This window comes from Micromonospora sp. NBC_01638, assembly GCF_045209745.1.
Lineage (GTDB): Bacteria > Actinomycetota > Actinomycetes > Mycobacteriales > Micromonosporaceae > Micromonospora.
Window position 1 is genome coordinate 4,796,209 of record NZ_CP109273.1, and the last position, 13,965, is coordinate 4,810,173.

General features: G+C 67.6%; 14 protein-coding genes. 9 read left to right on the plus strand and 5 right to left on the minus strand.

Annotated features, from left to right (window positions below; genetic code table 11):
- Positions 1–223 precede the first annotated feature (223 nt).
- Both OG811_RS22650 and OG811_RS22655 read left to right on the plus strand, forming a co-directional pair.
- A complete protein-coding gene (locus OG811_RS22650; protein ID WP_406068501.1) occupies positions 224–709 on the plus strand; it encodes a hypothetical protein in 486 nt (161 codons plus the stop codon).
- Positions 710–1,079: 370 nt separating this feature from the next.
- On the plus strand, positions 1,080–1,430 hold the full coding sequence (locus OG811_RS22655) for a hypothetical protein (RefSeq protein WP_406068502.1): 351 nt from the start codon (positions 1,080–1,082) through the stop codon (positions 1,428–1,430).
- Between the two features lie 46 nt (positions 1,431–1,476).
- Here the strand turns inward: OG811_RS22655 and OG811_RS22660 are convergent, their stop codons facing one another.
- The 4 genes from OG811_RS22660 to OG811_RS22675 form a co-directional block, all read right to left on the minus strand.
- The gene (locus OG811_RS22660; protein WP_406068503.1) at positions 1,477–2,661 is read right to left on the minus strand and encodes an IS110 family transposase; all 1,185 of its coding nucleotides are present in this window, start codon (positions 2,659–2,661) and stop codon (positions 1,477–1,479) included.
- Between the two features lie 331 nt (positions 2,662–2,992).
- Complete coding sequence (locus tag OG811_RS22665) at positions 2,993–3,403, minus strand: hypothetical protein (protein ID WP_406068505.1); 411 nt, start codon at positions 3,401–3,403, stop codon at positions 2,993–2,995.
- A 651-nt stretch (positions 3,404–4,054) separates the two neighbouring features.
- Entirely contained in the window at positions 4,055–4,357 is a 303-nt protein-coding gene (locus OG811_RS22670; protein WP_406068506.1) for a hypothetical protein, read from the minus strand.
- 177 nt (positions 4,358–4,534) lie between these two features.
- Entirely contained in the window at positions 4,535–4,897 is a 363-nt protein-coding gene (locus OG811_RS22675; protein WP_406068507.1) for a hypothetical protein, read from the minus strand.
- Positions 4,898–5,769: 872 nt separating this feature from the next.
- Between OG811_RS22675 and OG811_RS22680 the strand changes: the two genes are divergently transcribed.
- Together OG811_RS22680 and OG811_RS22685 are read left to right on the plus strand one after the other, a co-directional pair.
- On the plus strand, positions 5,770–7,695 hold the full coding sequence (locus OG811_RS22680) for a S9 family peptidase (protein WP_406068509.1): 1,926 nt from the start codon (positions 5,770–5,772) through the stop codon (positions 7,693–7,695).
- A 294-nt stretch (positions 7,696–7,989) separates the two neighbouring features.
- Positions 7,990–8,580, plus strand: coding sequence for a DinB family protein (locus tag OG811_RS22685; RefSeq protein WP_406068511.1), 591 nt, complete (start codon positions 7,990–7,992; stop codon positions 8,578–8,580).
- Positions 8,581–9,021: 441 nt separating this feature from the next.
- On the opposite strand, the gene OG811_RS22690 is transcribed toward OG811_RS22685, so the two are convergent.
- Positions 9,022–10,101, minus strand: a complete 1,080-nt coding sequence (locus tag OG811_RS22690) for an ArsR/SmtB family transcription factor (protein WP_406068512.1) — start codon at positions 10,099–10,101, stop codon at positions 9,022–9,024.
- Positions 10,102–10,111: 10 nt separating this feature from the next.
- On the opposite strand from OG811_RS22690, the gene OG811_RS22695 reads away from it, so the two are divergent.
- The 5 genes from OG811_RS22695 to OG811_RS22715 all read left to right on the plus strand — a co-directional run bounded on the left by OG811_RS22695 (position 10,112) and on the right by OG811_RS22715 (position 13,929).
- On the plus strand, positions 10,112–10,813 hold the full coding sequence (locus OG811_RS22695; RefSeq protein ID WP_406068513.1) for a hypothetical protein: 702 nt from the start codon (positions 10,112–10,114) through the stop codon (positions 10,811–10,813).
- Positions 10,814–11,103: 290 nt separating this feature from the next.
- Positions 11,104–12,015, plus strand: coding sequence for a superoxide dismutase (locus tag OG811_RS22700; RefSeq protein WP_406068515.1), 912 nt, complete (start codon positions 11,104–11,106; stop codon positions 12,013–12,015).
- 164 nt (positions 12,016–12,179) lie between these two features.
- Positions 12,180–12,632: a transposase gene (locus tag OG811_RS22705; RefSeq protein WP_406068516.1), complete on the plus strand. Its 453-nt coding sequence runs from the start codon at positions 12,180–12,182 to the stop codon at positions 12,630–12,632.
- 41 nt (positions 12,633–12,673) lie between these two features.
- Complete coding sequence (locus OG811_RS22710) at positions 12,674–13,498, plus strand: transposase (protein ID WP_406068518.1); 825 nt, start codon at positions 12,674–12,676, stop codon at positions 13,496–13,498.
- A gap of 287 nt (positions 13,499–13,785) precedes the next feature.
- Positions 13,786–13,929, plus strand: a complete 144-nt coding sequence (locus tag OG811_RS22715) for a hypothetical protein (protein ID WP_406068520.1) — start codon at positions 13,786–13,788, stop codon at positions 13,927–13,929.
- The last annotated feature ends 36 nt before the right edge of the window (positions 13,930–13,965 follow it).

The window sequence follows — 13,965 nt, forward strand, 5'->3', positions numbered from 1 at the left end:
GCCGGAGATCCGCAATTCCCAAGCTGACAGTCGCCCATACAAGCCGGTGGCCGTGACGGGCCATCCATGGGCCAGTAATGGTGGCGCGCAGCGGTCATGAGGGGGCATGAGAGGTAGCAACCTCCGCCGCCGGCCGCAGGCGTTTCGGGCATCACGACCGCTTGAGCGCGTTCTTCCAAACTGAGCGTGCGGGCGGCTCGGGACGGGCCAGTAGTGCTCGAGCGTGGATGGCCCAGCGGCGACGGCAGAGCTCCAGCGGCGAGTTGTTGGCCGAAGCCTGGAGGCTGTTACCGAGGCCCGCTACTGGCACGAGGGTGTGAGGGACGGCGACGCCGAGAGTCTGCTTCACTTCTGGCTGCACTTCGAAGGCAACCCGCCGCTGATGATGCACGGGGTGGGTGAGCACCTGTCATTGAGTTTCAGCGAGCCGTACGGGTCGTACGACATGGAGGACCAGGGGGAGACGCGAATCGGGCCCCCGGCAGCGCCGGACGTGCTGGCCGATCTGCCGGGACGACGACTGCTCAACGCCGCGCTGATCCAGGGGTACACGCCGATGCCTTCGGTGGGCGGTGTCCTGATGAGATTTGAGCGCCTTGACCTGGTCGTCGCCTCGCTCGGCGATGAGTGGGTTCTGGCACAGGGCGCCATCCCGCCGTCGTTGACTTCGTACTTGAGGTTGGGCGATTGGGTCAGCCAAGCCAACTGACGAACGACGCAGTGACAGCAACGAGTGACAGCAACGGAGTTGGACGGGGTCGACGCAGCACCGGACAAGTGAAGAGGAGATCAGCCGCAGATCCCCTCGCCGGGCACCACAAGGGCTACCGACCTCCCCGGACGGGGACAAGGTGGAGCGCCCGACCGGACGAGTCTCAATGGCGGCTGTCAAGCGGACTGTGCGGCTGTGCGGGCGCTGACAGCTGGGCGGGTCTCCTCGGTCGGGCAGGCGTGTTCCCGACCGGGGTTCTCGGGCAGCCCTTGTGGTGTCCGGGCGAGGAGACCCGTTGCCGTCTCCGAGGGAGGGTGGGGGTGCGGGGCAGCGCCCCGCTGAGGGTGGGTGGAGGGATGATCCTTTCGTGAAGAGTCTTACGGAACTCGCTCTAGATCTCTGTCTTGACCCTCAATATCCGGAGCGACCGGGCAGTCACCTCAACGAGGCCACTCGGGACTTCATCGAGGTGCTGACCTTCGCAGACGCTGACGCGATCATGGCGATGATCGACGAGACGATCCCGGACCTCACCGGGGATCTTCCGGTCTGGGCGCGGAACCTCGCCTATCGTCTGGCATGCCTTCAGCGACCCCACGACGCGGAACTGCTCCGCGCGGCCGGCGTGGACCTCTACTCTCACGGGCCGGACTGGGACGATCACGCCGAAGAACTCAGGCGTCGAGCCGACGAGATGGACAGCTCGTCCCCGGGCTGACCTTCGCCGACCACATCGGTGTCCGGTCTGGGGAACGTGCGCGGGCTCAGCTGGGGGCCGCAACTGGCGGTTGGAGTTGGAAGCAGCGGTTGTCGCGCAGCAGGGCCCACAGCACGTTCACGCGTCGGCGGGCGAGAGCGATCAACGCCTGCTGGTGTTTTCGTCCCTCGGCGCGTTTGCGCTGGTAGTAGTCCCGGTTAGGCCCGTTCATCCGCAGGGTGCTCAGCGATGACATGTAGAACACATGGCGCAGCCGTCGGTTGTAGCGCTGCGGCCGGCGTAGGTTGGCGACGCGCTTGCCGGAGTCACGGGCCACCGGCGCCAGGCCCGCGTAGGCGGCCAGGTGATCAGGGCTGGCGAAGGTCGACAGGTCCCCGACCGCGACGATGAACTCCGCCGCCGCCAACGCCCCCATTCCGGGCAGGCTACGGATGATGACAGCCTGCGGGTGGCTGCTGAAGGCCGCCTCGATCGCTTTGTCGGTGTCCCGCATCCGTCGGTGCAGTTGCAGCAGGTGAGCGGCCAACTCACCGGCGAGCTCAGCAGCGGTGTCCTGTCCCGGCAGGGTGAGATCCTGCTCAGCCGCGGCGGCCAACGCCTGGTCGGCGACCTTGACGGCGTTCACTGCCCGATGCCGGCGCAGATGAGCGACGAGCTGGTCGCGACCGGCGGCACGGATCTGCTCCGGCCTCTGATAAGCGCTGATCAAAATCAGCGTCGCGACGTTGGTGAAAGTCAACGCACGTTCCAACACCGGGGAGATTCCGAGCATCAGGCGGCGCAGCCGATTCACGGTGCGGACCCAGTCCTCGACCAGGTCGGCACGGTGCGCCACCAGCAGCGCCAGCTTCGCGATCAGTTCCGTCGGTGCCTCGACCGGCAGGAAGTCATGCCGCATCCGCGCGGTGTTCGCGATGACCACCGCGTCACGCGCGTCGGTCTTGGCCTCGCCGGCGAACCCAGCGGACATCGTCTTGACCGTGCGGCCCGGGATATAAACCGCCTGTTGCCCCGCCAGCGCCAACATCGCCCGCAGCAGCGCTGTCTCGCAGCCGACCAGGTCGACCGCCCACACCACCTCGTCATCCGCGCTGACCCGGCCGACCAAATCCGCAATCGCCTGCTGATCGTTGGCCACCCGCGTCGACCACAGCACCCGGCCGGACACATCCACCGCCGCGGCGTGGTGAGCCTGCTTGCCCGCGTCGACGCCTACCCATACCTGCGCCAAGTCATCCTCCCAATGCAACCCAGGTCCAGGTCACCTCGGACCACCCCGCCGGCAGTTCCTTAGCAAGCGACGACTCGCAGATCTCAATCAGCGGTCAAGGCGCCCTGGGCTGGCTGGGCGGCCGCTCGTCCATGGCCACCTGACGGCAAACGACCTTGAGCCACACCCAACCAACCCGGCGGCCCGGAACACCATCCAGACGCAGAAACCCTAAGGAACGACCTTGGCCCCGTCCGGGGAGGCTGGACGGTCTACGACTGCCCGACGAGGAGATCCGCTTTAGGCCGCAATCACCCTGCCACCTCCCAGGGCGGTTTCCGGCCTTCGCCGGTCAGTCGGAGACGTAGCCCTTTGGAGAGTGGACAAACAAGCGGAAGCCCATCGGCACCCGCTGGTGGCGAGGCAGGCCGAGCACGTCGTAGTCGACCGCGATGTCATCGAAGAACAGCCCTCCTCCGGGAGACTGCTCTACGTCCGGGATCGTGATCGTTACGAAGACCGGCAGTTCCATGCCCGCTCCCACCCTGATCGACCGGAACGGTGCCGCCGTAGCCGGGTAAAACACGACGGCAGTGGAGTCGTCGACGGCATGGTTTGCCGCCAAGCGCGCGACCTTGAACACGTGCTGATCGGCAGGACCGTCATCGACCGCGATGCCGGTGATCGTGACCGGCGACGGACCGGGATTGCGGATGGACGCGCCGAACGTGATCTGCCCTCCCGGATTGAACGAGAACCGCACCTCCGTCCTCGGCCCTTCCGTGCGGGACTCCGCGTCAGCCCCGTGCCACCACGAGCTGCCGTGATCGAGGCGATGGCCGAGGGTGGCCGACAGATACCCAGCGCACAGTGCGACTGCTAGCGTCGCGGCGACCAGGAGCCGCCAACGGCCCCTCGCAGGGGGCGTCTGCGGGAGACGAGCATCGGGCATGGCAAGTCGGCGGCCGCCTCCCCTTCTGGTAGCACCCGTACTGGCGACTGGAGGATCGGCGACGGCCGGCACGGTGGGCCGGAGCGGCAACGTCATGACGCGCACGGTACGGCGCACATTCGCCCGGTACTGTCCGCCCCAAACCGGTACTGCTAACGCTTCGATCGTCGTGCCCGATGGTGCCCGTAGGCACGGGACCCGAGGGGTGACGCCGGTCAGCTCCTGGACGTGACTGCCGGCATGGCGATGCAGGTCAATTCGGGTCACTGCCGAATGACTTCCATCCGTGTCCACACTTCCTAAACCGTGTGGCCGTACAGCCATCGGTACAGCCAAGACCGCCGCCAACCGCCGACACCAACGGACGACGACGGACTGCCTGGCCAGGGAAGTCCTCACCCGACCAGCCATCCGCGATCTTCTTCTAATCCCAAGGCCACTGCCGCCGTTCCGGTGCGGAGATTAGCGGACACGGATGGCCCAGACGTGCGAGGGATCAGCTTGCTCTGATCCAACCCACCACGCGTCAGATGCCACGTCGATCGCCTGGTCTACCCACGGCTGAACGATGGCGGCTGTCGCGTCGGTGATCGCCCACTCGTTGACGATCCAGCCCTCGCTCGTCATGCGGACGTGGGATCTCAACGGTTCGATCACTTCCAGCGGCAGGACCCACGACCGTTCAAGATAGCCGTCATCACCGAACTTGCTGACGACGTTCACCGCATGCACGAGCGCGACCGTACCAACATCGGCGATGTCCACCGGTCCTCATCCAGTCCTCAAGACGCCGAGCCGCCACCACCGCCAGTGAGAGATGCCGGAAGGCAAATCCGCAGCTCAACCAACGTTGGGCCAGGTAGGCGAGTCGGGTAACTTGATCTCGTAATGCGTAGGTCGAACGGTCCGATCCCGTCAGACGGCCCTACCAGGACCGCCAGGTCACCAGTCCTCGCACGGGAAGTGCGTCGACCGCACGCAGTCATGGTCCAACAGAAGCACCACACGGAAGCGTCCGCTGTCAGCCAGCTCCTGGAACACCCTCGTGCCGACCTCGACCTCCGCGCCCATCTCGGCCCCAAGCTCCAAGACGAAGGGGTGGCTCAGGCTGGGCTCCTCACTTTCCGGATGGAAGGCGAGCCAAGCCCGAAATTCCTCGCTCTGGCCAAAGAATGTCCGCCGGCTGCTGGGCACTTCGACGAGTTCGACGCCGAGCACCTCTGCGACCTCCGGCGCGAACCGCTCCAGTGAGGGCGGCGTATCTGGACCGGCCATCCCGAGAAGCAGATCCACGTCCATGCCCACGCCCGGGACTGTACAGCCATCCGTACAGCCAAGCCCGTCGACCGAGACGGTCCAGGGTCGACGGTGGGCGACGCGGCGGGCAGGTCAGCGGCAGTCACCGACGCAGGCAGACAGCAGTCTTGATCTTTGCAAGGCCGGGGCCGGGGCCGTGCCCGGTTGGGCGGTCGGCGGGAGTCAGCTGCGGTCAGGTTCGGTGCAGGGGACCAGGGCGGGTAGCGCAGGCCAAGCCTGGTGATGGACCCGCGATGCGGCAGCGTATCGACACTTCCTAAACCGGGGGCTGCCGTCGCCAGGTTTCGACATCTGGGGACCAGGCGGGGACCACACGTGGTGCGCGATGCTAAGCGGTGCGCCGTCGGGAGCACGCCTTGATCATGGGCATAGCGTGTGTGACGTGCATGGACGTGTGGCGAATCGTCCTGGGGGTCAAGGGGTCGTCGGTTCGAATCCGGCCGTCCCGACCGGTTGACCTGGGGAGATGGAGATCTTCCCAGGTAACGGCGGTAACATCCGGTAACGGATGATCTTTGATGGCAGTAACCGCGCCACTGGCCGGCCGCCGGTTCCCGCGCCGTCGCCCGCCCCGGCCTGCGGCTTTGCGCTGATCGCGGATGGATCGGCATGTTGCTTCTTTGATTTCGCGTTAAGTGCTGCAGATGCTGCCAGGTGTCGCTAGGTCGGCGGGCTCGACGATTTTTGGCGGTGATAGAGCCCGCAAAGCCATCCTGATCGATGAACATCAGGCGGCGGTCAACGAGCTATCCCGGCTGCGCCGTGAGGCTGTCTGCCCTTGTATGGGAAGAGACCAGGAACTTCTTTGACCGTTGCGGCAGCGGTTGGCCGCCGTGGTGGTTGATCGCTACTGTGCATCGGTGGCCCGTGCACAGCTCACCGCCGAGTTGGTGGTTGACGGTCGTGTTCCGCAGGCATTGGCGCTGTCGCCGGAGGGCAAGTGGGTCGCCTACGTGGTCGCCCCGGTCGGGCGGGCTGGTGTTCACCCGGTCAGCGAACTCTGGGTCGCCGCCGTCGACGGGACCGGGTCGCTGCGACGATTGACTTCGGGTGAGGCGTACGATTCAGCGCCGCGGTGGGCTGCGGATTCGCTGTTGATCTACTTTCTCTCCGACCGGGCCGAGCGTGGCACGGCGCAACTGCACCGGGTGGGGCTGGTCGACGGTGTCGTGGAGGCGGTCACGTCCTGGGCCGGTGGGGTGTCCGGTCACCTCCCGCTGGCCGATCCCGACCTGGTCGTCGTGATCGCAGCCGATGAACCGTCCGCTGAGGACGAACGTCGGGACAGGGAGCGCGACGACGCTCGGGTGTGGGGCGAACGCGTGCGCCCGGACCGGCTGCGGCTGCTCGACGTACCGAGCCGCGAGATCCGGACACCGGATGCGTTCGGCGATCGCCATGTCGTCGAGGTGGCCCAGCGGCCCGACGATGGAATCCTGGCGGTACTGACCTGGTCGACCCCCGACGTGGACCCGGGCCTTGTGGAGCCCGGTCTCCACCTCATCGATCCGGACAGCGGCGTGACGCGGGACCTCGGCCCGGCCGCGGCGGACGCGTCGTCGCTCGTCTGGTGGCCCGCCGACGACGGCTGGCACCTGGCATATGTCGCGAAGACTCCGCCCGCTCTGGTGGGCGGACACGCGGTTCTCGATGTCGCCGTGCCAGCGAGCGGGCCGGTGGGCGAGCACCGTAACCTGACCGCCGGCACGACCGTCTGCCCGAGCAACCTGGTCCAGGTCGACGCCGGTCTGCCACTGGTGCTGGTCGCCGACGGGCTCGATACCGCAATCCACCGGCTCGATCCGGTCGGGCCCAACCTCGTCGAGGTGTCCCGGGTCGACGGCCTCGCGACGTCGTTGACCACGAACCGGCACGGTGACGCCATCGCGGCGGTGGTGAGCACGTCCTACGAGCCCGGGAACGTCCACGCCGGCCCCACTTGCGGGCCGCTGACGAGCCTGACCGATCTCAGGCCCGAACTCCGCGACATCCGGTGGGGTGTCCAGGAACGCCTGTCGTACGAGGCATCTGACGGGCTGACGCTGGACGGCCTGCTGATCCTGCCCGCCGGCCGCTCCCGCAAGGACGGGCCGTTTCCGCTAGTGACACTGGTTCACGGCGGCCCGTACGACCGGCACGCCGACCGGCTCATGCTCGGCTGGCACCCGTCCGGCCAGTGGCTGGCGACCGCGGGCTACGCCGTGTTTCTGCCGAACCCGCGCGGCGGCCAAGGGCACGGCCACGACTTCGCAGTACGCGTCGCCGGTGCGGTCGGCCTCGACGAGTGGACCGACATCAGCGCCGGCATCGACCTGCTCATCGCCGACGGCGTCGCCGACCCGGACCGGCTGGGCATCGGCGGCTGGAGCCACGGCGGTTTCCTGGCCGCATGGGCGGTCGGGCAGACCGACCGGTTCAAGGCCGCCGTGATGGGAGCCGGAATCAGCGACTGGGGAATGCTCGCCGCAACCGGAGAACAGGGGCCGTTCGAGGCTGCCCTCGGCAGCAGCAGCGGCTGGGAAGGACCGGGCCCACACCGCCACGACCGGCTCAGCCCGATCTCGTACGCCTCCAAGGTCCGCACGCCGGTGCTGATCCTGCACGGCGAAAACGACACGAACGTTCCGGTATCACAGGCGGAGTTCTTCCACCGCGCGCTACGCAGCTTCGAAGTCGAGCACGAGTACGTCGTCTATCCCCGAGAGAACCACTCGATCCGCGAACGCAACCACCAACTCGACGTACTCCGCCGCACCCGCGCATGGTTCGACCGGTGGCTCCTATGACCCAACATCCGACCGCCACGACCGCCACGACCGACCGCGGCAGGCCAGACCACCTATTCCAAAAGCAGAGCGGCAAGCAGCGGCAAGCGTTGACGCAGCTGCTGATCGTCGTCCAAGTTCCACAGCAGCCACGCACTCCGCTCGGCTAGATCCGGGCGCCGGCGGCACCACGTGCGGTAACGCTGTGTAACGAGCATCGCGCGGCAGATGAGGATGCCGACCGCTTCAGCCGGGCGCTGATCTTGCAGACGACACCTCGCACGATGGCTCGGCGCATAGGGAAGACTGGCGGGCATGGCTGACTTGGGCGATGCGAAGGCTGCGCTGCACCACTACCTCCGGGCGACTCGCGAAGACCTGATCTGGAAGCTCGACGGGCTGAGCGAACGCGAAGCCAGACTGCCCCGCACCGCGACCGGCAACAACCTGCTGGGAGTCCTTAAGCATTGCCTCAATGTCGAAGCCGGCTACTTCGGGCCTACCTTCGGGCGTGAGTTCCCGACGCCTGAGGAACTGGTCCCCATGCAGGCGTTCGAGGAGGACCCGCAGGCAGACTGGTACGCGCGGGAGGAGGAGACGAAGGATGGGCTGATCGACCTGTATCGCCGTGTCGGGGTGTTCGCGGATCAGACGATCGAACAGCTACCGCTCGACGCGCCGGGGCGGGTGTCGTGGTGGCGGCCAGGTGGACAGGCCGTGACGCTGCAAAGGATCATCGTCCACGTGACCTGCGACCTCGCTCGTCACGCCGGTCACGCCGACATCATGCGCGAGCAGCACGACACGGCGATCGGCCTGCGGCGGGAAAACACCAACATCCCTCACGACTATGACTGGCCGGCGTACGTCACCAAGCTGACGAAGCTGGCCGACCGCTTCGGATAGCCGCCCGGTCCCGTCGGTACAGTCGGTGAGTTCAGCATCCGATCTGCGGCAGAAGCGGATGACTGGCATACCAGCCGTCGTGGACAGTCGGCGTCACGGTCCGTATCCAGCATGCTCAAGGCCCGTGTAACCCTTCAACTGGGCGACGCGTTCAGGAAGGTGGCGGAATCACCCCGAAGAATGTCGCGATACCGCGATCGGCCTGCGCGCCAAGCTCAAACGCCTCGTCGCCCGCCACATCCTGGTCGAACCGGCCTGTTCATCCTCGCCCCGCCAACGCCGTCCCGGTAGCCCAGCGAGCAGGACCCCGAACCACCAGCCAAACCCACAACGGACAAATGGGCTCCCGAACCATCCTCTGACCAGGCCGGACGTCGCGACAGCGAGCGCCACCTTGAGGCCGGCGAGGTTCCACGCCTTGGAGGCGGAGGCCCGGCTCAGTCAGCGCGCCATCGCGCCCGCAAGCGCCGCACCTGCGCCCGGGTCAGACTGATCCGGGCGGAATGGTGGTCCGAGGCTTCCGTCGAGCAGTCGTTCGCCCATCGCGGTCAGGTGATGCCGCACCGCCCGCCCCTGCCGGGTCGTGGTGACCAGACCAGCGTCGCGGAGCACGGTGGCGTGTTCGCTCGCGCTGGCCGCGGAGATGGCCAGCCGACGGGCGAGTTCCCCGGTGGTGCAGGGATCGGCGGCGATGCTGTCCAGGGCGTAGGCCCTGGTGCGGCCGAGGAGGTTGACCAGCGCGGCCAACCGATCCGCCGCGCACGGGTCGACCAGGACAGCGGCGAGGTCGCCGGGCCCCCGCGTTGCCGGCAGCAGCAGCACCACCGGCGCCTGGTCATCCATGCCGTTGATCCACACGGCCGGCCCCGAGTCGAAGAAAAGCGACGGTACGAGCGTCAGCCCCCGCCCGTCGAGCCGTATGTCGTTGGCCGTCGGACCGTGGCCCAACTCCAGCACCGGAGATCGCCAGTGGGCGAACGGTGCGAGCTGGGCCAGCAGGCCCTCCACGCCCTGAGAGCTCAGCACCTGGGCGAGGACGGAGTGCTCGGCGTTCAGCCGGGCCTGGATCCGGGACCAGTACGGCGCCACGGCGACGCGGTGGTGGTCGTGCAGGAACGTGACCAGCCGCCGCCGATCGGTCCGGTTCCCGGCCGGGTCGCCTGCCGCAGCTAGCCGGCGGAGCCGGTCCCCGTGCCACCCTCCGGCGGCGGCCGCAGCGGCGAGTTCGGCCCGGAATTGTTCCGGGCGCACCGCGAGCAGCGCCGTCAGCCCTTCCTCGAGAGACCCGACGGGACCGGTGACGGTCAACAGATCGAGCCACCCGTCGTCCAACAGTGGGGCGCACGGGTGCGCCAGGCCTGGCGACGTCCGGCCGGCCCGCGCCGACCAGCCCCCGAGCGCGTCTCGCGGATCGCGCCGCCCCAACCGGACGAGGCTGAGGTGCGTCTCGACCAACGGCCCCCACCCCCTGGTCAGCCGGACCCGGGCCAGGTCGTCCGCAGTGAAATGGATACGGAACATGATCCCCCCGATGAGCGCTTCGGTCGAGGTGTACTCGACCGAAGGGATTCCGCCCGGCGCAGTCCCGGAGCGCACCCTTCGGGCAGAACCGAAAGGTGTTGCCCGCCCCGGAACAACGACCAACCATAGTCGTAGATCGCTCCCCGGCAGTGGGCCGGGCCGGGACTTCGATACCAGTCAGTCGATGATGGAGGTGGCACTGATGACAGTGGCCAGAACCGTACGAAGAGTGTGCACCGTAGCGCTCGCCGTGATGTCCCTGACACTGATCACCACGGTCACCGCACACGCTGCACCCTCATACGGTGAGGAGAACACCGCGACGTCGGTGCGGGGACCCCAGCCGCCGGATGCGATCTGCGAGTCGGTGGGCCTCCCCACCTCCAGGTTCGCCGGTGGTTGCTTCAAGCGGTACGGCGACGAGTGGTGGGTGACGCAGAATGCTTTGTACGGCGAGAAGGTCTACGTCGATTGGGAAAATTACCTACTGGCTCCGGGCCCCTTTTTTGGCGGCTCTCATTGGGAGCTGTACCGCACCGGGCGTTGTTACCTCAACACTCTGAGCGAGTTCGCCTGGGGCGTTTGCAACAAGGACTACTACGAGCACAGCAGCACTAACTTCTATGGCCTCAAAGGCAGCCAGCTACGCTGGCGGGTTTGCGTGCAGGGTTGGTCGTGTTCGTCCTGGACCAGCAGATACAACGACCAATAGCCGACGAAGCGGGATCGGCTCCGGCCGCCCATATTCGTGCAGGGCGTGGAGTAGGTGTCCAGATTCCGTCCACCCCACGCACCGGGTCCGACCAGGGCAGATGGGGTTTTCGGCAGGGGCACCACCTGCAGACACCCGAGACTAAAGAACAAGCTAAAGCCGAACAATCACGCCCGTGGCTGACATCGAAGTGGACTTCGGACAGTCATCGCCGCGCAAGCGGCAACCTCAGTCCCGTTCTGGGTTGTTTCTATCTCAGCGGGCACGGGGTCCGTCTAAGGAGGACAGCGATGCGCAGAAGGACCATGGTGGCGGCTCTCGCGGCCGCACCGTTCGCCAGCCTGCTCGCGGCGGCACCGGCCCAGGCGGCCACCCTGCCGGAGGTCATCGGCCTGCCCGACGGTTTCAACCCGGAAGGGCTCGCGCTCGGCCGGGGCACCACGTTCTATGTCGGCTCCCTCGCCGACGGGGCGATCTACCGCGGAGACCTTCGGACCGGGGAAGGCGGCATCTTCGTACCGGGCCGGGCCGGCGGCCAGCTCGTCGGCCTGGAGGTCGATACCCGCGGCCGGATCTGGGCGTGCGGCGGCGAGGGCGGCGGTGCGATCGTCTACGACGGCCGCACCGGCGAGAAGCTGGCCGAGTACGCCTTCGGTGGCGGCTTCGTCAACGACGCGGTCGCCACGCCCAAGGCGGTGTATTTCACCGATTCCCCCTCCGACCAGCTGTACGTCGTACCCTTGCGGGCTGGCGCCAGGCTGCCCGATCAGTCCGCCGTACGGGCGATCACCCTGCCCGGTGGCCTTGGCGATGCTGATGCGTTCAACAACGGCATTGAAACCACTATGGACGGACGGCTGATCATCGTCCAGATGCTCGCCGGTCGCCTGTTCACCTTCGACCCACAGACGGGCACTGCGGCGCAGGTCGACATCGGCAACGCGAGCGTCCTCAACGGCGACGGGCTCGTACGCCGCGGCAGGATCCTGCACGTCTGCCGCAACTCCGACAACATCATCGCCAAGTTCCAGCTGGCCCCAGATGCCGCATCCGCGGTGCTCGTCGACGAGATCACCGATGCGCGGCTGGCGGTCCCGGCCACCATCGATCTCTTCGGCCCCTATGTGTACGCGGTCAACGCTCGGTTCGACGTCGAGCCGACGCCGACCACGGCGTACACGATTCTTCGGTTGAACGCCTGACGAAAGCCGTGTGGTGGGCGCGACCGACGCGCCCACTACTACACCAGCAGCCGACGGGAAGGCCCGAACGCTGCCACGGCCGCAGCAGGTCCCATCACAGTCCCGTCCACCCGGCCGGCCAGCGTCACGAACCCCTGTCGCCCTGGTCTGAGCTGGAGCCCGCGATGTCAAGCAGGAGCCCCGACCCGCGTCGACGTCGAGTTGTCATCGGCGTCGACACCCACAAGCATGTTCACGTCGCCGTCGCCCTGGACGACATCGGCGGCCGCCTTGACGCCCGCTCGTTTCCCGCGGACAAAGGCGGCTACGAGCAGTTGTTCGATTGGGCCGCCGGCTTCGGCGCCAAGGAGCTCATCTTCGCGATCGAGGGCACCGGCTCCTACGGGGCAGGGTTGATCTCCGCCGTCCGACGGCGTGGTCTCGGGGTGATCGAGGTCCTGTGCACCGACCGCCGGGATCGGCGGCTACGTGGCAAGAGCGACACCCTCGACGCCGAGAACGCCGCCCGCTCGGTGCTGGCCGGCAACTCCACCAGCGTCCCGAAGACCAACGACGGCACGGTGGAGATGATCCGCCAAATCAAGGTTGCCAAAGACCCCTGTCGAAGATGGCCCTGATCGAGCGGTGCGCCGGCCTGCGTCCCGGCCCGGTCACCACCGTGCTCGCCGCGACCAAGCACACGCTGCGCTCCATCGCACGTCGCTGGCAGCAGCTCAACGACGAGATCAAAACCCACGAGGCGCTGCTGGGGGAACTCACCGGCCAGCTCGTGCCGCAGTTGGTCGCCGCCTTCGGCGTCGGCGCCGACACCGCGGCCGAGATGCTCTTCGTCGCCAGCGACAACATCGACCGGGTCCGCTCCGAACCGGCCTGGGCCCGGCTGTGCGGGGTTGCACCGATCCCCGCCTCCTCCGGCATGACCAACCGGCACAGGCTCAACCGCGGCGGCCACCGCCAGGCCAACGCCGCGCTCTACCGCGCCGTCATTGTCCGCATGCAACACCACGAACCCACCCGCGCCTACGTCGCCCGCCGCACCGCTGAAGGCAAGACCAAAGCCGAGGTCATCCGCTGCCTGAAACGACTCCTCGCCCGCGAAATCTGGGCCCTGCTACGACCGCTGCGCATCCTCGCAGAGGCCGGCGCCCAAGCCACTTGTATCGCCGGCCAGGTCGCCGACGGCGACGGCTTCCTCCCGGGAGCCGAGCTTCAGCCACGAGGTGCTGTCGAAAACCACCGAGCCGTACGGCTGGGTGACCACGGGCACGGCGTGGCCCGAGGCGCTCGCCCCGGCCGGTTGCCAGTCGGACCCCTGGAACTGCGCGTAGACCGAGGTCGGAGTCCACCCGCTGCCGTTGACCATGGCGATCGCCGTGCCGTCGGTGCCGTCAACGTCGGCGAACGCGACCGCGCCGGCCGCAGACATGAACGCCACCTCACCGCTGGGAATCCGACCGTCCGCGTACCGGCACGTTCGCAATGAGCAGGATCCGCTGTCCCTGCTCCGAGCTGGGTACCAATGCCGAGCGAGGCGATCTGCAACATCGCCAGCGACTTCGGTGGGCGTCGGGCGCGCGGCGAGCAGCTTTAGGTCACCGGTCTCGGCCTGTCTGCGGCGGAGCCGGCCAGTGCCGTGACCGCCTGCCGCAGGACCGTCGGTCCGGTCGAGATCGGCATCGCCGAGTTTCCCGCACCCCGACATCCGGCTGCCCGTGCGGCCCGGCCGGTACGTGGTCTGGCGGGTACGACGGGACCGAGCCGCTGCCCGCCGTGCCGGCGCCGTCGGCTGCTGCGGTCCAGGCGCTGCACCAGGTCGCGGGGGAGCCGTGGCCGTCGCTGCTGTCCGCGTACCTGCAGGCCGCGCCGCTGGGTGAGCTGCCCCTGGATGACCTGCTCGGGCGGCTGGCACATTAGCCTGGAGCGCCGGATACGCGCGCTGGCAGCACCTGG